15 protein-coding genes are annotated in these 17,330 nt (G+C 73.6%); 7 read left to right on the top strand and 8 right to left on the bottom strand.

Going from position 1 to position 17,330, the window contains the following annotated elements:
- Positions 1–40 precede the first annotated feature (40 nt).
- Positions 41–529: a glutathione peroxidase gene (locus tag ACFV9T_RS14045; protein ID WP_385439730.1), complete on the top strand. Its 489-nt coding sequence runs from the start codon at positions 41–43 to the stop codon at positions 527–529.
- A 60-nt stretch (positions 530–589) separates the two neighbouring features.
- Here the strand turns inward: ACFV9T_RS14045 and ACFV9T_RS14040 are convergent, their stop codons facing one another.
- Both ACFV9T_RS14040 and ACFV9T_RS14035 read right to left on the bottom strand, forming a co-directional pair.
- Positions 590–2,386 carry a glycoside hydrolase family 9 protein gene (locus ACFV9T_RS14040; protein ID WP_385439729.1) on the bottom strand — a complete coding sequence of 599 codons (1,797 nt, stop codon included), beginning with the start codon at positions 2,384–2,386 and terminating at the stop codon, positions 590–592.
- A 31-nt stretch (positions 2,387–2,417) separates the two neighbouring features.
- On the bottom strand, positions 2,418–3,443 hold the full coding sequence (locus tag ACFV9T_RS14035; protein WP_385439727.1) for a cellulase family glycosylhydrolase: 1,026 nt from the start codon (positions 3,441–3,443) through the stop codon (positions 2,418–2,420).
- Between the two features lie 220 nt (positions 3,444–3,663).
- Here ACFV9T_RS14035 and sigJ point away from each other — a divergent pair, with 220 nt between their 5' ends.
- A complete protein-coding gene (sigJ, locus tag ACFV9T_RS14030) occupies positions 3,664–4,554 on the top strand; it encodes an RNA polymerase sigma factor SigJ (RefSeq protein WP_385439723.1) in 891 nt (296 codons plus the stop codon).
- 417 nt (positions 4,555–4,971) lie between these two features.
- On the opposite strand, the gene ACFV9T_RS14025 is transcribed toward sigJ, so the two are convergent.
- From ACFV9T_RS14025 to ACFV9T_RS14015, 3 genes are all read right to left on the bottom strand, one after another.
- Positions 4,972–5,877, bottom strand: coding sequence for an HpcH/HpaI aldolase/citrate lyase family protein (locus ACFV9T_RS14025; RefSeq protein ID WP_385439721.1), 906 nt, complete (start codon positions 5,875–5,877; stop codon positions 4,972–4,974).
- Positions 5,867–7,078 (bottom strand): CaiB/BaiF CoA transferase family protein, encoded by a 1,212-nt coding sequence (locus tag ACFV9T_RS14020; RefSeq protein WP_385439719.1) that lies wholly within the window; start codon positions 7,076–7,078, stop codon positions 5,867–5,869. The genes ACFV9T_RS14025 and ACFV9T_RS14020 overlap by 11 nt, the downstream gene beginning before the upstream one ends.
- Positions 7,079–7,162: 84 nt before the next feature.
- Positions 7,163–8,107 carry a LysR family transcriptional regulator gene (locus ACFV9T_RS14015; RefSeq protein WP_385439717.1) on the bottom strand — a complete coding sequence of 315 codons (945 nt, stop codon included), beginning with the start codon at positions 8,105–8,107 and terminating at the stop codon, positions 7,163–7,165.
- Between the two features lie 165 nt (positions 8,108–8,272).
- Between ACFV9T_RS14015 and ACFV9T_RS14010 the strand changes: the two genes are divergently transcribed.
- Both ACFV9T_RS14010 and ACFV9T_RS14005 read left to right on the top strand, forming a co-directional pair.
- Entirely contained in the window at positions 8,273–9,583 is a 1,311-nt protein-coding gene (locus ACFV9T_RS14010; protein WP_385439714.1) for a CitMHS family transporter, read from the top strand.
- Between the two features lie 112 nt (positions 9,584–9,695).
- The gene (locus tag ACFV9T_RS14005) at positions 9,696–11,720 is read left to right on the top strand and encodes a 3-hydroxybutyrate oligomer hydrolase family protein (RefSeq protein ID WP_385439712.1); all 2,025 of its coding nucleotides are present in this window, start codon (positions 9,696–9,698) and stop codon (positions 11,718–11,720) included.
- Positions 11,721–11,757: 37 nt separating this feature from the next.
- Here ACFV9T_RS14005 and ACFV9T_RS14000 read toward each other — a convergent pair whose 3' ends face one another.
- Positions 11,758–12,054, bottom strand: a complete 297-nt coding sequence (locus ACFV9T_RS14000; protein WP_385439710.1) for an antibiotic biosynthesis monooxygenase family protein — start codon at positions 12,052–12,054, stop codon at positions 11,758–11,760.
- Between the two features lie 153 nt (positions 12,055–12,207).
- Between ACFV9T_RS14000 and ACFV9T_RS13995 the strand changes: the two genes are divergently transcribed.
- From ACFV9T_RS13995 to ACFV9T_RS13985, 3 genes are all read left to right on the top strand, one after another.
- Positions 12,208–13,398: a sensor histidine kinase gene (locus ACFV9T_RS13995; protein ID WP_385439920.1), complete on the top strand. Its 1,191-nt coding sequence runs from the start codon at positions 12,208–12,210 to the stop codon at positions 13,396–13,398.
- The gene (locus ACFV9T_RS13990) at positions 13,395–14,123 is read left to right on the top strand and encodes a response regulator (protein ID WP_385439708.1); all 729 of its coding nucleotides are present in this window, start codon (positions 13,395–13,397) and stop codon (positions 14,121–14,123) included. Before ACFV9T_RS13995 ends, ACFV9T_RS13990 begins: the two co-directional genes overlap by 4 nt.
- A gap of 96 nt (positions 14,124–14,219) precedes the next feature.
- Positions 14,220–15,398 (top strand): serine hydrolase domain-containing protein, encoded by a 1,179-nt coding sequence (locus ACFV9T_RS13985; protein ID WP_385439707.1) that lies wholly within the window; start codon positions 14,220–14,222, stop codon positions 15,396–15,398.
- Here the strand turns inward: ACFV9T_RS13985 and ACFV9T_RS13980 are convergent.
- Both ACFV9T_RS13980 and ACFV9T_RS13975 read right to left on the bottom strand, forming a co-directional pair.
- Positions 15,377–16,447 (bottom strand): zinc-dependent alcohol dehydrogenase family protein, encoded by a 1,071-nt coding sequence (locus ACFV9T_RS13980; protein WP_385439706.1) that lies wholly within the window; start codon positions 16,445–16,447, stop codon positions 15,377–15,379. The two genes, ACFV9T_RS13985 and ACFV9T_RS13980, sit on opposite strands and share 22 nt — an antisense overlap.
- A gap of 59 nt (positions 16,448–16,506) precedes the next feature.
- Positions 16,507–17,304 (bottom strand): SDR family NAD(P)-dependent oxidoreductase, encoded by a 798-nt coding sequence (locus ACFV9T_RS13975; RefSeq protein WP_385439704.1) that lies wholly within the window; start codon positions 17,302–17,304, stop codon positions 16,507–16,509.
- Between the last annotated feature and the right edge of the window lie 26 nt (positions 17,305–17,330).

Here is a 17,330-nt window from a genome sequence, read left to right as displayed (position 1 = left end):
AGATTGGCCGCATCCGCGAACGACGAAGGTGGGATCCGCTATGAGTCTGTACGACATTCCTCTGCGCACTCTGTCCGGTGAGCCGACCACGCTCGGTGTGCATCAGGGTGCCGCGGTGCTGGTGGTCAACGTGGCGTCCAAGTGTGGGCTGACGCCGCAGTACGAGGGGCTGGAGCGGTTGCAGCAGCGGTATGCCGGGCGGGGTTTCACGGTGCTGGGGGTGCCGTGCAACCAGTTCGCGGGGCAGGAGCCGGGGACGGCGGAGGAGATCGGGACGTTCTGCTCGGCCACGTACGGGGTGTCCTTCCCGCTGCTGGAGAAGACCGACGTCAACGGTGAGCAGCGGCATCCGCTCTACGCCGAGCTGACCCGGACCGCGGACGCGGCGGGGGAGGCCGGGGATGTGCAGTGGAACTTCGAGAAGTTCCTGGTCTCGCCGCACGGTGAGGTGGTCGGACGCTTCCGGCCGCGGACCGAGCCGGAGGCGGCGGAGGTCGTCGGGGCGATCGAGGCCCAGCTGCCCCGTTGAGGGGGAGAGGGGGTGGGGCGAGGGACGCCTTGGCGCCCTTCGCCCCTTCGCCCCTTCGCCTCAGCGTTCGGCGGCGAATGCCACCAGCCATGCCAGCGGTGCGTTCCAGTTGATGGCCACCTCGTTGGTGGAGTACGAGCCGATGTCGTCGATGTAGCACCTCGCGGGCTTGCACCCCGCCAGTTTCTCCTGCGCCACCGGGTCCTGCAGTGCCGCGTTCGGGCCGCCCGCGAAGGAGCCGGAGGGCGGGTTCGGGAGGGACGCGTCGTACTGGTGAGCCCAGAAGCGGTGGTGCTGGTTGAGCGCGGCGCGGTCGCCGTAGCCGGTGACGTAGGACTGGCCGAGGGCGTTGCGGCCGAGGAGGTAGTCCAGCGCCTCCAGCGCCCCGGTGCGGTAGCGCCGCTGCTGGGTGAGTTCGTAGGCGATGGCGATGACGCTCGCGTTGTTGGCCACCTGGCCGTTGGAGCCCCAGACGTAGCCGTCGGTGGGCAGCGGGACCGCGTAGCCCTGACGGCCCATGGCGGCCACGTAGCGGTCGGCGGCGGACACCACCGAGGCGCGGACCCGGGCGAGGTCGGTGGCGGGCAGGGTGTTCGGGACGGTGGCCAGCGTGATCCGGCCGAGGGCGGCGGTGTCGGGCCAGGCGAAACCGCCCGCCGTGAAGACGTCGTCCGAGGTGTGGAAGGGCGAGGAGGTCACCGCGTCCCGGTACCGGCTCTCCTTGGTGGTGACGTACAGCTCGGTGGCCGCCCAGTAGAACTCGTCGCCGACCCGGGTGTCCCCGTACGCGCCGCCGCCCGTGCTGTCGGAGTCGGGGGCGAGCAGGCCGGGGTGGGCGGTGGCGGCGGCCCAGGCGCGGCGGGCGGAGGTGAGGCAGCGGGCGGCGAAGGCCGCGTCGTAGGGGGCGTAGACCCGTGCGCACTGTGCCGCCGAGGCGGCGAGGTTGAGGGTGGCGGCGGTGGACGGCGGGTGGAGTTCGCGCGGCTGTGAGTCCTGTTCGGGGCGGGTCGGCAGACCGGTCCAGGCCGCGTCATGGATCTTGTGGAAGGCCATGCCCGCGTGTGGTTTCCCGTCCGGGAGCTGCATCCGCATCAGGAACTCCAGCTCCCAGCGCGCTTCGTCGAGGACATCGGGCACCTGGTTGCCCCGCTCGGGTACGCGCAGGGTGGAGTCGCCGAGTTCGGCGGCGTGTCCGGCCCGCTTGGCGCGCTCGAAGGAGTTGACCAGCTGCCAGGTCGAGATGCCCCCGTTGACGACGTATTTGCCCTGGTCGCCGGCGTCGTACCAGCCGCCGCGGACATCGCGCGCGTAGTCGCACACGCCGGGCTGGCACGGCACGCTGGTGTCGCCCGTGTTGGGCGCGACACCGAGGTGTCCGGCCGGGCGCGCGTACGCCGCGCCGGCGAGCCGCGCCTCGATGGGGGTGCCGCTGCGCTGCTGGTAGAAGAACGACATGGCGTCCGCGCGCAGCCCGTCGTACAGCGCCGCGCGGATGTCGAACGGATGGCTGGTCCGTCCGTCCACGGTGAGGGTGTAGCCGGTGCCGGTTCCCTGGTACGAGGAGAAGTCCACCAGGTGGGTGGAGTCGCCGGAGGCGGCGTCGGCGCCGACTGCGGTGGTGGTGCCGGAGGCGGCCGTTCTGCCGGAGGCGTCGCGCAGCTGCCAGGGCAGGGCGGTGGTGCTGGGGGTGACGACGGTGGCGCGTTTGGGGCCGTCCGGCAGGTAGCCGAGCTGGTTGACGTGGACGGCCGAGGGCGCGGCCACGGGGGCGGCTTGTGTCGTGGGCGCGGAGAGGAGGAGTAGCGCTCCGGCCAGCAGGGCGGTGGCGGTGCGGGCCTTGCGGGGAGGGGTGGGCATGGCTGGGGGCCTTCCGGTGTGGGGGTCTGGGCTAGGCGCGGTAGACCGTGGCTTCTCTGGACGTCGAGCCGATGCCGTTCGCACCCTTGAAGATCCGCTGCCCCCAGCTGGTGAGCGCCGCGGCGTTGAATCCGGTGGCCATGTCGAGGTATTCGACACCGCCGCTGTTGCCGCTCCAGGACCAGCCCAGATAGCCGACGCCGAGTGTCTGGGCGTTCGCCATGATGGCGGCCTCGTCGGGGTTGCCGTCGGAGTGGTTGTCGCCGAACTCGCCTACGACGAGCGGGAGTTTGGCGTTGACGAAGCGGGTGAGGTAGTCCTTGACCTCGGCCGCGGTGTCGAAGACTCCGTACATGTGCACCGAGAAGACGGTGTTGCGGTCCGGGTCGGCGGCCAGCACCGCGGCCGCGTTGTCGCGCATGGTGAAGCTCCAGTCCTGGCCCCAGTTGGGGGCGTCGGCCATCAGGGCGTGGTGGATTCCGGCGCTGCGGAGCTTTCGGATGGCGGCGGTGGTGTCGGCGGTCCACGCGGTGGCGTTGGTGTTGCCGTACGGCTCGTTGCCGAGGTTGACGACGACGTAGCTCTCCTGGCCGGTGAGGGCGGCCCGCACGCTGACCCAGTAGTCGGCGGCGCGGGCGAGCGAGACGGCGCCGCCCTGTTCGCCGTAGCCGGTGGTGTCATGGGCTTCGAGTACGCAGATGAGCCGGTTGCGCTTGCACTGTGCGACGGCGTTCGCCACGTCGGCGGTGTCGTTCTTGGCCCACCGGTCCCCGGTGGACAGCACCACCCGCACGGTGTTGGCGCCCAGCGCCTTGATGTCGGCGAGCGCCTGGGTGGTCCGGGTGGCGTACCAGGTGTGGGCGTGGTTGACGCCGCGCATCACGAACGGGGTGCCGTTGCCCTCGACCAGCTTGCCGCCCGCGACGTGTAACCCCGCCGCGGCGGCGCGGGCGGGTGGCGCGAGGCCGGGGAGCGACAGCAGCAGAGCGGCGACGGCGGCGAACACGATGGCCACGACGCGGCGGGGGGTGGTGGCGGTGGGGGCGGTCGTACGCATGGGCGACTCCTGGTGGGGAGCGGTCGGCCCGGTGATTTGCCCGGGTCATGACAACGATGTCTGGACTGCGAACGGCTTGGGAGCGCTCCCAAGTTATGTAGTGAGGGGGCCGCGGCGCGTCAAGGGCTGCGGGGCCGAACGGCGTACCGGCCCGTCATGTCACATCTCCCTCGGCTCGTACGTCAGTGTTCTGAGAACAGACGACGAGGAGAGAGGCCCGATGGGCGGAGACGCGTTCCTGGCGGAGAACTTCGAGGCACACCGCGGTCATCTGCGCGCGGTGGCCTACCGCATGCTCGGCTCGCTCAGCGAGGCCGACGACGCCGTGCAGGAGGTCTGGCTGCGGCTCAGCCGCTCCGACACCAGCGAGGTGGCGAACCTGGGCGGATGGCTGACGACGGTCGTCGGCCGCGTATGCCTCGACATGCTGCGTTCGCGCACGGCGCGGCGGGAAGAACCCCTCGGGGCGCGGGTGCCGGACCCGGTCCTCAGCGGTACGGACGGGGTCGGCCCGGAGGACCAGGCGCTGCTCGCCGACTCGGTCGGGCTCGCCCTGCTGGTCGTCCTCGACGCGCTGGGCCCGGCCGAGCGGCTGGCGTTCGTCCTGCACGATCTGTTCGGCGTGCCGTTCGACGAGATCGCGCCCATCGTCGACCGCACCCCCGCCGCGGCCCGCCAGCTGGCCAGCCGAGCCCGCCGCCGGGTCCGGGGCGCGGCGCCCCTCCCCGACCCGGACCTGGGCCGGCAGCGCGCGGTGGTCGACGCGTTCCTCGCGGCGGCGCGCGAGGGTGACTTCGGCGGGCTCATCGCCCTCCTCGCCCCGGACGTCGTGCTGCGCGCCGACGAGGGCGCCGCCACCCCGCTCGGGTACCGGGAGCTGCGCGGCGCGGAGAGCGTGGCCAACCAGGCGCTCACCTTCGCCCGCTCCGGCGGCGAGGACGCCGTCCCCCGGCCGGTACTGGTCAACGGCGCCGTCGGCGTGGTCGGCACCCGCGCGGGCAGGCCCGCCTCGGTGCTGGGCTTCACGGTCACGGACGGAAGGATCGCCGCGATCGACATCCTCGCCGACCCGACCCGCCTGGCCCAGCTAGACCTGACGGCCCTGGACTGACCGAGCCGGGCGCGCCCCCGTCTGACGGGCGCGGGGCGCGCCACGCTGGTGCCCGTCGCGGGGTGCGGTGGTGACCGCGGCGGTTGCGGTGTCCCGCTCTCGGGCGCGCGGGGGCGCCCGGTGTGGTGCCGGTCGCGGCGGGCGTGGTGGCGGCCGCCGCGCGCGGGCCGGTACGTCGGGATGGCCCTTGGGCGGGTCTTCGGCGTCGGGTGTCCCTGGCCCTCGGGTGGAACCTGACCGTGCCGGGTGCCTCCGGCGCGGCCGTGGTGCCCCCAGCCGCGTAGCTGGGCGGTCCCCGGCTGATCGGATGGGCGCACCGCGCTGGGGTGCGGTCGGCCGTCGGCCGGGCACCTCCCGGCGGTGGTCGGGGGCACCTCCCGGCGGTGGTCGGGGGCGTCTTCCGGCCGTGGTCGGGGGCTACGTGGCGGGGCGTTGGGACAGGGTGTGGCGGGCCGTGGCCGCCATTGCCTCGTCCACCATCCGCCCCTCGAACCGCACCGCCCCCGCCCCCCGCGCCTGGGCCTCCTCCACCGCCGCTATCAGCCGCGCGCACCGGGCCAGCTCGTCCGGACCCGGCGAGAACGCCTCGTTGACCACCGGCACATGGGAGGGGTGGATCACCGCCATCCCCTCGTAGCCCAGCGCGCGGTTCTGCTCGGCGAAGCGGCGCAGTCCGTCGAGGTCCGCGATGTCGGTCCACAGCCCGGCCACCGGGTGCGGGCAGTCCGCTGCGCGGGCGTCGAGCAGGACGCGGGAGCGCAGGTCGCGGGTCTCCTCGCCGCCCGCGCTCCAGCGGTAGCCCACGGCGCGCTCCACGTCCCCGCCGGGGCCGGTGAGCGCGCCCAGGTGGGCGACGCGGTCGGCGGCGCGGCCGATGGCGTACGCCTCGCGCAGGCCGCGCGCCGTCTCCAGCAGGGGTACGAGCGCGAAGTGGCCCTCGGGCAGCCCGTGGTGGCGCTCGCACCACGCCAGCATCCGGTCTGCGGCGCGTACGTCGTCGGCGTGGGCCACCTTGGGCAGCACGACCCCGTACAGGCCCGGGCGGGCCACGGCGCGCAGTTCGTCGGCGGCCTGCCAGCCCGCCGCGCGGTCGAGCGAGTTGATACGGACGAACAGCCGCATGCGCGACGACGCCCGGTCCGCCCGGTCGATGGCGTCGGTCACGGCGTCGAGCGCCGCCGCCTTGCCGTCGTCGGGGACCGCGTCCTCCAGGTCGAGGATCGCGGCGTCGGCGCCCGCCGCCTCCGCCTTGGGTAGCCAGTCGGTTCTGCTGCCCGGGACGAAGAGCAAAGAGCGCAGCGGGACACGTCGTTCAGATGACACCGTCGTCCTCCAGGCTCGCCAGCCGCTTGTCGTCCATGCCCAGCCACTCCCCGTAGACCACGGCGTTGTCCTCGCCGAGCGCCGGGCCCGTGCGCCACACCGCGCCGGGGGCGCGGCGGAAGTGCGGGATGACGGCCTGCATCCGGACCGGGCCGAGGTCCGGGTCGTCGACGGTGATGATGTCCTCGCGCTCCGCGTAGACGGAGTCGGCGGCGATGTCGGCGGCGGTGAAGACACGCGAGGCCACCACCTCGGCGCGCTCGAACTCCGCCAGGCACTCCGCCGAGGGGCGCCCGGCCACCCACTCCCGCAGCGCGGCGTCCAGCCGGTCGCGGCCCGCGTGCTGCTGCTCGACGGTGGCGAATTCGGCGTCGGGCAGGCCGAGCAGCCGGACCACGTTGCGCACCGAGCGGGTGGTGGCGGAGGTGACGGTGAGCCAGTCGTCGTCGGCGCTGCGGTAGGTGTTGATGACGGCGGCGGGCGCCACCGCGAGCTGGTTGCCCGCCCGCTCGGGCGCCGTGCCGAGCTGGTCGTACGCGATGATCTGCCACTCGACCAGGCGGTAGAGGGGTTCGAAGAGGGCCAGGTCGATCCACTCGCCGTCGAAGTCCGGGTCGGTGTTACGGCGGTGCAGCGCGGCGAGCACCGCGAACGCGCCCATCAGCCCGGTGACGGCGTCGCCGTGCGAGAAGCCGGTGTGCACGGGCGGGCCGTCGGGGAAGCCGGTGAGATGGACGACCCCGCTGCGGGCCTCGCCCATCTTGCCGAAACCGGGGGCGTCCGCGCGGGAGGAGGTGGCGCCGAAGCCGGAGATCTGGAGCAGGATGGCCCGGGGGTTGAGCGCGTGGACGGCCTCCCAGTCCAGCCCCCAGGCGCGCAGTCGCCCGGCGCGCAGCGTCACGATCACCACATCGGCCCAGGCGACCAGTTCCCGGGCGACTTCCCGGCCCGTCTCATGGTGCAGATCGAGCGTCACGGAGCGCTTGTTGCGGCCCGCCACCTTGAACCAGAGCGGGACGCCGTCCCGGCGGGGCCCCATGGCCCGGGCGGCGTCCCCGTCGCCCGGCGGCTCGACGTGGACGACGTCGGCGCCCTGGTCGGCGAGCATGCCCCCGGCCAGCGGGCCCGCCACGACGTGGGCGAACTCCACCACCTTGAGCCCCGCGAGCTGTCCCTGTCGTGTGCTGGTGTGGTCGTCCATGCGGTTCAGGCTGCGGGGTGGGGAATATGCGGGTCCAGCATTGAACGAGCATCAATTCATGCGGATGTCGCAAAAGAAGGTGCCTCAGCCCTCGTCCGGCTCCTCCCACGCCACGCCCTCCGGGAGCCGGTGGCCCGCCGTCCGGAACGCCTCCAGTTCCTCCAGGAACCGCGCCGCGCCCGGCGGCAGCGCCCGGTGCGCCGGGAGAACCACGTACAGCCGTCGCTCCAGCACCGGGCCGACCAGCGGGCGGCGGACCAGCGGGCCCGGCGGGATCAGGGGGTGGACCAGGGCGGGGAGGGCGGAGACGCCGAGGCCCGCCGCCACCAGACCGCCCACCGTGGCCACGCTCGACGCCTCGGCCGCCGGGGCGGTGTCCCGGCCCGCCCGGGCGAACGCGGCGTCCGTCATACGGCGGACGCTGGAGTCCGTACCGACCGCGAGGAACGGCTCCCGGCCCAGCTGTTCCCAGGTGACCTCGGACCGCTCGGCGAGCGGATGGTGTTCGGGGAGCACCGCGTGGAAGCGGTCGCGCACCAGGGGCCGCAGCCGTATGCCGCCGTTCGCCTGGTGGCGGGGGACCGTGCTCACGGCGAAGTCGGCGTCGCCGTCCACGACCCGCTGGAGCACTGAGCGTTCCAGGCCGTCCAGGAGCCGTACGGTCATCTCGGGGCGCCGGGCGCGGAAGGCGGAGATGACCGGGGGCAGGAGGACGGCCGCCACCGAGGGGAGGGTGGCCAGCGACACGGCGCCGCGCTCGCCCGCCACATAGCGGCCCAGCTGGGCGAGGCCCGCCCGGTGCGCGGAGAGGATCTGGTCGGCGATCCGCAGCGCCTCCGCCCCGGCCGGGGTGAGTTCGACGTTGCGGGTGTCGCGTTCCAGCAGCCGCATGCCGAGGGTGCGTTCCAGGTCGGCGACCGCACGGCTCAGGGAGGACTGGGACACGTGCAGTTCGGCGGCGGCCGCGGTGAAGCTGACCGCGCGGGCGACCGCGGTGTACGCCGTGAGCTGGCGCAGGGTGACGTCCATGGTCGGCGAGCGTATGCGGGAGCGCCGCCCGGGGGAACTGTTGCGCAGAACGCATGGATAGATCTGTGTTCGATGCTGGACGCGGATCTTTCGCCGCTCGGACACTCTTCGGCAACATCCGACACGCATCGGCAACACCTGACCGGACGAGGAAGCGAGCGGCCCATGCTGGCAGCCCTGGGATTCTGCACGATCGGCGGCTTCCTGCTGCTCACCATGTTCAAACGGGTCTCGGTGCTGGTCGCCCTCGTGCTGACGCCGGTGGTCGCCGCGGTCATCGGCGGCTACGGGGACGACCTCGGCCCGATGGCGCTCGACGGGCTGTCCCAGGTCGCCCCCACCGGCATCATGATCGCGTTCGCGGTGCTCTACTTCAGCCTGATGATCGACGCGGGGCTCTTCGAGCCGCTGATCCGCGCCATCCTGCGCGTCGCGAAGAACGACCCGCTGCGCGTCACGGTCGGCACCGCCGTCCTCACCATGTGCGTCGGGCTCGACGGCGACGGCTCCTCGACCTTCCTCATCTCCATCTCCGCTCTGCTGCCCGTCTACCGGCGGCTCGGCATGAGCCGCCTCGTGCTGGCCGGGGTCGTCGCCCTTGGCGCGGGCGTTATGAACCTCATCCCCTGGGGCGGACCGACCGCGCGGGCCGCCGCCGCCCTCAAGCTGGAAACCTCCGACATCATCACGCCGCTGCTGCCCGCGTTCGCCGCGGGCATCGTCTGGGTGCTGTTCGCCTCGTACGCCATCGGGCGCCGGGAACGCGCCCGGCTGGGTGGGCTCGCCACACCTGACCCCGAGCCGGTGGCGGCCGTCGGCGACGGTCCCGGGACGCCCCGGGTGGCCCAGCGCGCGGGCACCGCGCTCACCGTCTTCAACCTGCTGCTCACCCTGGCCCTGCTGACCGCTCTCGTGCTGGAGGTCATGCCGCTGCCGGTGCTGTTCGTGCTCGCCTTCGCCGTCGCGCTGCTGGTCAACCACCCGCGCTGGGACGACCAGCAGGCCCTGCTGGAGCGGCACGGCAACAGCGTCGTCCTCGTCACCACCATGATCTTCGCCGCCGGTGTGTTCACCGGCATCCTCACCGGCACCGGCATGATCGGGAAGATGGCCCAGGCGATCGTCGAGGTCATCCCCGACGGTCTCGGCGGGCATCTGCCCGCGCTGGTCGCCGTCACCAGCATGCCGCTCAGCCTCGTCTTCACCCCCGACGCCTACTACTTCGGCATTCTGCCCGTGCTCGCCGGAACCGCCGACTCGTTCGGCACCGACCCCGCCGAGGTCGCCCGCGCGGCCGTCCTCGGCCAGATGACCACCGGTTTCCCGCTCTCCCCGCTCACCGCCGCGACGTTCATCCTGCTCGGCATGAGCGGGGTGCAGCTCGGCGAGCACCAGCGGTTCATCTTCCGCTGGGCGTTCGGCACGACGCTGGTGATGACCGCGGTCGCCATGGCGACGGGCGCGGTGCCGCTGTGACCCGTACGTGCTCCGTCCGTGCCGCCACCACGCCCCGAGGAGGAGCCCCGCGATGCCATCCGTACGCCGTACGTCCGTGAGTCTGTTGACCCTTGCGCTGACCGCGGCTCTCATGCCTGCCGCCGCCGCGGCCCAGGAGACCCCGCCGCCATCCGGGTTCCACCACCTCACCTCCGTCCACTACGACGGCACGGGCGACGACCTGCTCACCGCCGGGCTCGGCTTCGACGGGCTGCGCGGTCCGCTGCCCGCCCCCGCGGACCCCGACCGGCCCACCGCCACCGAGCTGCGCCGCCAGGCCGTCTGGGCGTCCGCCGGGATGAGGGCAGGGTCCGGCGGCGGACTCGGGCGGCTGTACGGGGCCAACGTCGACCGGGGCCGCCCGCTGCCCGGCGACGGCCGGATCGCGGGCACCGAGTACCGGGCGGTGGCGGGGCGCGGCGCGGGCAGCGTGAGCTTCGTCGTCCAGGTGCCGGACACCTTCGACCGGGCCAGGCCCTGCGTGGTGGCCGCGCCCGCCACCGGACTCGGCGGCGTCTACAGCATGGTCGGCACGGCCGGGGCGTGGGGACTGCACCGCCGCTGCGCCGTCGCCTACACCGACAAGGGCATGGGCCCGGCCTTCGACGATCTGCGTTCCGGCACGGTCATGGGCTACGACGGAACGACCGGGCCGCGCAAGGAAGTTGGCGACCGCAGCGCTTTCGACCCCGGGCTCACCGACGCCGAGCGGGCCCGCTTCGACGCCGAGCGTCCGTATCGCGTGGCGTACAAGATGGCCCACTCCCGGACCGATCCGCAGGCCACCTGGGGGCGCGACGTCCTGCGCTCGGTGCGGCTCGCGCTCGCCCTCCTCAACCGCGACCGGCGAAGTGGCGCGCCCCGCAGTGGCTACACCGCCGCCACCACCACGGTCCTGGCCACCGGCGTCTCCAACGGCGGCGGCGCGGCCGTCGCCGCGGGCGAGGACGACCGTACGGGGCTCATCGACGCCGTCGTCGCCTCCGAACCGCAGATGAACCTCGCCCCGCTGAACGGCATCCGGATACGCCAGAGCGGGCGCGCCGTCCCCGCCGCCGGGCTGCCGCTGATCCGCTACAACTCCCTGGCCTCGCTGCTCCAGCCGTGCGCCGCACTCACCGAGCCCTCCGCGCCGGGCTACGCCACCCTGGACGTCCCCGCCGCCCGCCGCCGGTGCGCGGCGCTGGTCGGCGACGACCCCCGGCTCATCACGCGCCGCGACGCGGAGCGCGCGGGGGAGGGCGGGCTGCCACGGCTCGCCGCGCGGGCCCTCGTACGCGCCGGATTCCAGCAGCGGTCCGGTTATCTCCAGCTCTCGCACTACGATCCGCAGACCCCGGCCTCGTACGCCATGAGCTACGCGCGGGCCTCCGTGGACGACGCGCTGTGCGGCTACGGGTGGGCGCGCACCGACGACACCGGTACCCCCGTGCCCTACCGCCGCTCCGAGCTGGCCGCCGCCTTCGGCACCAGCCCCGGCCGGGCGCCCGCCCCGGGCGTGCTGATCGACGAGAACGCGCCCGGCGGGCCCGTCGCCGACAGCACGTCCCGTGGCGCGGACGGCCGCCACGACTACAACCTGCGCGGCGAGCGCTGTGTGGACCGGCTCGCCTTCCCGCGCGCGGACGCGCCGCCCGCCGAGCGGACATGGGCGGCGCGGCTGGCCGCCGGGCTGGACGCCACGCGGCGCAGCGGCGACCTGCACGGCAAACCGGCGCTCATCGTGCACGGCCGGGACGACACACGAGTGCCCGTGAACCACAGCTCGCGGCCGTATCTGGGACTCAACGCCCGTGCCCAGCAGGGGAGTTCGACGGTGAGCTACGTCGAGGTCACCCATGCCCACCACAGTGACGCGCAGACCCCGGGGCTGGACAACCGGTACGTCCCGCTCGGGTACTACTACCAGCAGGCGCTCGATGTGATGTGGCAGCGGTTGCGGGGCCAGGGCCGGGACGCGGCGCTGCCGCCCAGCCAGGTGGTGCGGACAGTGCCACGCGGCGGCGAGCCGGGCCACGCCCCCGAGCTGACCCCCGCCAACGTCCCGCCGATCGCGGCCCACCCGGCCTCGGCGGACCGGGTGCGGGTGGCGCGGGACACCGTACGCGTGCCGTAGTGCCCGGCGCGATCCCGGGCCCGGCCGCTCGTCGGCGTTACGGGGCGAGCACGGAGTACACGTGCTCGACCTGCGGCGGAGTGGCGAAGTGGGGCCCGGCCAGGGCCCGCCACCGGGTGAAGCTCTCGGAGCCGCGGAAGGTGACGGTGTGGTGCTCCAGCGTCTCCCACTGGACGATGAGCCGGTAGCGCGTGGGGTGTTCGACGCTGCGGTGCAGGTCGATTCCGTGGCAGCCGTCGGCCGCGACGAAGAGGGGCCGTGCCTCGGCCACGGCCTGCTCGAACTCCTCCTCCTGGCCGGGGAGGATCTCGATCTGGGCGATCTCGGTGATCACGGTGGTGGCTCCTGCCGTTCGACGGGGGTGCGGGTGGCGCCCATGAAGCGTAGATCGTTCGCCCTCCCCGTCGCGCACCCTCCCTGGGTAATCTGACGCGTCGGCGTCGCTCGCCGCCGCCGCCGAAACCGCGAAGGGGCACTTACGGTCGTGATGGACATACCGGAGCGATTACGGGAGTGGTGGGCGCGGGGCCGGGCGGTGTCGGCGGCCAATCCGCTGGCCGTCGACATCGGGGTCGCGCTCCTGGTCCAGGCGGCGATCACGATGCCGTTCGTGGTGCCGCGCCCGGCCGGGTCCGGACCGGCGACCTGGCCCGCGTACGGGCTGATCACGCTCACCGTGATCCCCCTGATCTGGCGTCGGCGGGCTCCCCTCGCCGCCCTGATCGCGATCCTGGCGACCAGCGCGCTGTACAAGCTGGCGCTGGACGGGCCCGGGCAGCCGCTGCCGTACACCGGGCTCGTCATCGTCTACACGATCGCCGTCCTGTCCCCGCCGGGGAAACGGCTGGTCACCGGGGTCCTGGCGCTGGTCGCCGTGCCCTTGTCGGTCTGGCTCAACACCCGGACGGCACGTGAACTCACCTTCTCGTTCTTCGTGTTCGCGGCCGCCTATGGCTTCGGGCGGCTGACCGCCGTCCGGCAGCGGGCCCACCGGGTCGAGGCCGAACAGGCCGCCGCGCGGGAACGGGCCCGGATCGCACGGGAGATGCACGACATCCTCTCCCACGCGGTGAGCCTGATGATCGTGCAGGCCGAGGCGGGCCCCGTGGCGGTGCGTACGGCTCCGGAGCGGGCCGAGGCGGCCTTCGACGCGATCTCCGAGGCGGGCCGGGACGCCATGGCGCAGCTGCGCCGCATGCTGGGGGTGCTGCGCGAGGGCGACGAGCCGGGCGGGGAACCGCGCGCCCCGCAGCCGGGCCTGGCCGCTCTGCCCGGTCTCCTCGACCGGGTGCGCACCAGCGGCCTCGATGTCGTCTACGGCACGGCCGGGCCCGTGCGGCCGCTGACGGACGCGACCGGGGCGACGGTCTTCCGTATCGTCCAGGAGGCGCTGACGAACACGGTGCGGCACGCGGCCGCCCGCACCGTATCGGTCCACCTCACCTACACGGAGCGGGAGTTGGGCATCCGGGTGACGGACGACGGGCGCGGTCCCCGGCCCGGTTCCGGGGGCGGCCACGGCCTCGTCGGGGTCCGGGAGCGGGCGGCGGCCCACGGCGGTACGGCGGTCACGGGGCCGGGCCCGGACGGCCGGGGCTTCGAGGTGCGGGTACGCGTCCCCGTACCGTCCACGGCGGACGCGGCACGGGCGGCACAGGCGGCGGAGGTGGCGCGGTGACGATCCGGGTGGTGGTGGCCGACGACCAGGAGCTGGTGCGCGGTGGTTTCGCGATGATCCTGGACGCCCAGCCGGACATCGAGGTGGTCGCGGAGGCGGGCGACGGAGCCGAGGCGGTCGAGGCCGTACGGCGGCACGCGCCCGAGGTGGCGCTGCTCGACATCCGGATGCCGGGCATGGACGGCATCGACGCCTGCCGCGAGATCAGCGCGATCAGCGCGATCAGCGCGGCCGGTGGCTGCCGGACGGTGATGCTGACGACCTTCGACTCGGACGAGTACGTGTACGAGGCGCTGCACGCGGGCGCGAGCGGCTTCCTGCTGAAGGACGTACGCCGGGACGATCTGGTGCACGCCGTACGGGTGGTGGCGCGGGGCGACTCGCTGCTCGCGCCGTCCGTGGCCCGGCGCCTGGTGGAGCAGTACACCCGCCCGGCCGCCCGCACGCGGCGGCCCGATTCCCGGCTGGACGCGTTGACCGGGCGGGAGCGGGAGACGCTGCTGCTCCTCGCGCGGGGCCTGTCGAACGCCGAGATCGCGGCGGAGCTGGTCGTCAGCGACCACACGGTCAAGACACATGTCGGCAATGTGCTCGCCAAGCTGGGGCTGCGGGACCGGATCCAGGCGGTGATCTGCGCGTATGAGACGGGCCTGGTCACGGCCGGGGATCCCCCGCCCGGGGGAGCGGCCAGGACCGGATCCTCCCCCGCGTCGGCGAGGGACTGACCCGGCGGAACCCGCCCGTGCGGGCGATCCGCCAAGGGCCGCTGGTCAGCAGGATGGAGCCATCGAGAACAACGGCTCACACCCCTGGAGTTGACCATGAAGAGCACCACCCGCACGCTGCTGGCCACCGTGCTCGTCGTGGGGGTCACCGCGGGCCCGGGGGTCCTTCCGGCCCTCGCGTCCGCCCCGCCCCTCGCGGTCTCGGCGCGGCCCGCGGACCCCACGGTGCCCGCCCTTGAGGCCGCCATCGCGGACCTGCCGACATCGGGCGCGACGGCCGCGCTGGTCAGGGTCGGTGGCACCGAGGGCGTCTGGCGGGGCAGTTCGGGCGTACACGACCTCAAGACCAACCGGCCCGCCGATCCGGCCGCCCGCTTCCGCGCCGGTTCGGTGACCAAGGTCTTCACGGCGGCCGTCGCCCTGCAATTGGCCGCCGAGGACAGACTGGACCTGGACCGCAGCGCCCGCTCCTACCTGCCGGAGCTGATCCCCGCGTCGTACCAGAAGGTCACCGTCCGGCAACTGCTCAACCACACGCATGGCATCCCGGCCCCCGACTTCCCCTGGGACACGGTCGAGGAGGTGTACGCGGACCGCTTCCGCGTCTATGACCCCGAGGACATGGTCCGCTCGGCGACCGCGAAGAAGCCCGAGTTCGCGCCGGGCACCAGGCAGCACTATCTGAACATCGGCTACACCATCGCCGGTCTGCTGATCGAGCGGGTCACGGGCGACTCGTACGAGCGTCAGGTGGCCCGCCGGGTCCTGAAGCCGCTCGGGCTGTGCGACACCTACTCCCCGGAGGCGGATCCGCGCATCGTCGGCCCGCACAACCACGGCTACCAGAAGATGAGGCTGGACGACGGCACGACCGGCCTGCGCGACGTCTCGGTGTGGGGGGTGACGGACGGCTGGGCGGCCGGGGACATCATCTCGACCACGGCGGACCTGGAGCGGTTCACGAAGGCCCTGTTCGAGGGCCGGGTGGTGCGCGGCCCGCTGCTGCGGGAGATGTTCACGCTGCCGAAGGTGAAGGACGTCAAGACCGGTGCCCCGGCCGCCTACGCCGTCGGATTGTCGATGAAGAAACTGGGCGGCCGTGAAGTGTGGGGGAAGACCGGCGGCCGCTGGGGCTACAACACGGCCGTCGCCGCCACCCGCGACGGCTCCCGCACCCTGGTCTACAGCGTCAACTCCACGGACGCCAAGGGGCAGGGCATGGACGAGGTGGCCAGGAACCTCATGGTGGCCGCCTACGGCGAGCCCGCGTCATGACGGCCGCGGTGGGGCTCTATCACCGTCACCCCGCCCTTGGCCGCCGACGGCAGCGCGGTCAGGGCCTCGGGTACGGCGTCCAGGCCTATGAGGTCGGTGACCAGCAGATCCGGCCGTAGCGTCCCGGCGTCGACCATCTCCATCATCGGCCCATACGCGTGGGCGGCCATGCCGTGGCTGCCCAGCAGCTGGAGTTCCAGGGCGATGACCCGGTCCATCGGGAGCATCGGCTTTCCGGCGGCGGGCGGCAGCAGGCCGATCTGGACGTGGCGGCCGTGGCGGCGGAGGCTGCTCACGGAGGCCGCGCAGGTACGGGGCGAGCCCAGCGCGTCCACCGAGACATGGGCGCCGCCGCCCGTCGCGTCCGCGACGGCCTCGGCCACCGAGCCCAGGGTGGAGGAGGCGTCCACGCAGACCGCCGCGCCGAGGCGGGAGGCCAGGGCGAGCGCCCGCGCGGAGATGTCGACCGCGACGACCCGCGCCCCGCAGGCCGCCGCGATCATGACGGCGGACAGTCCGACCCCGCCGCAGCCGTGCACCGCGACCCATTCGCCCGGGGCCACCCGGCCCTGGGTCACCACCGCGCGGAAGGCGGTGGCGAAGCGGCAGCCGAGCGAGGCGGCGGTGGTGAAGGGCAGTTCGCCGCGGAGGCCGACGAGGTTGATGTCGGCGTTCTCGACCGCGACGTACTCGGCGAACGACCCCCAGTGGGTGAAGCCCGGCTGCGTCTGCCGCTCGCACACCTGCTGGGCGCCGTCCGCGCACGCGGCGCAGCGCCCGCAGGCGCAGACGAAGGGCACGGTGACCCGCCGCCCGGGGCGCCAGTTCGTGACGTCGGGGCCGATCTCCTCGATCGTGCCCGCGAGTTCATGGCCGGGGACGTGCGGCAGCCGGATGTCCGTGTCGTGGCCCATCCAGCCGTGCCAGTCGCTGCGGCACAGCCCGGTGGCCTCGACGCGGATCACCACGCCGCTCCGGGAGGGGGCGGGATCGTCGACGGTCCGTACCTCCGGCCTGCGCCCGAAGTCGTCGAACACCACAGCACGCATGAACCCGCTCCCTCGTCAGCTCACTGGTTCGGGTCGCCCGAACCTACACCACGGTGTGCTCAGCGCTTGTCGCGCTGTCCGTCCGCGAGTTGCCGGGTCGTGTTCCCGGCACCGGCCTGGCGCTGGGCACGCTCGGCGAGGGTGGGGAAGAGACCGCCGAGGGCGCTGCCGAAGCGCAGCTCCAGCGGGGCCACGTTCACCTCGCCCCGGTTGCGTTCGATCGCGCGGACGGTGGCGGCCGCCACCCGGCGGGTGGTGATCGTACGGACACCGGGCGGGGTGCTGGCGCCCGAGTCGGCGAACATCCCGGCGTCGCCGACGAACCCGGGCTGCACCAGCGTGACCCCGACGCCCGTGCCGTGCAGGTCCTGCCGCAGCCCGAGCGCGAACCCGCGCAGCCCGAACTTGGCCGCGTTGTAGAGCGCGGCGCCGGGGGAGGCGGTACGGCCCGACAGCGAGCCGATCATCACCAGCTGCCCGGACCCGGCGGCCACCATCCGCGGTGCCATCAGCCGGGACAGCAGCAGCGGGGCGCGGAGGTTGACGTCGAGGGCGCGGTCGAGGTGCTCGGTGTCGTAGCCGAGGACCTCACCGCTGGAGGGCAGCGCCGCGTTGGCTATGAGGATGCGGGTGTCCGCCGCCTCCGCCTCCTCGGCCAGCCGCTCCAGATCGGACCGGTCGGCCAGGTCGGCGACGATCGGACGGGCGCCGAGCCGCTCGGCCAGCGGCCGCAGCACCTCCTCGCGGCGCCCCGTGAGCAGCAGCTTGGCGCCCTTGGCGGCGAGGGCCCGGGCGAGGGTCTGCCCGATGCCCCCGGTCGCTCCGGTGAGCAGGACGGTGGTGCCGCTGATCCGCATGCGTTCTCCTCCGGGGACGGTGGTGT

Source organism: Streptomyces sp. NPDC059850, assembly GCF_042731515.1.
In the GTDB taxonomy this organism is placed as follows: domain Bacteria; phylum Actinomycetota; class Actinomycetes; order Streptomycetales; family Streptomycetaceae; genus Streptomyces.
The sequence above is the reverse complement of the archived record's forward strand: the minus strand, read 5'-3'. Positions and strand labels throughout refer to the sequence as shown.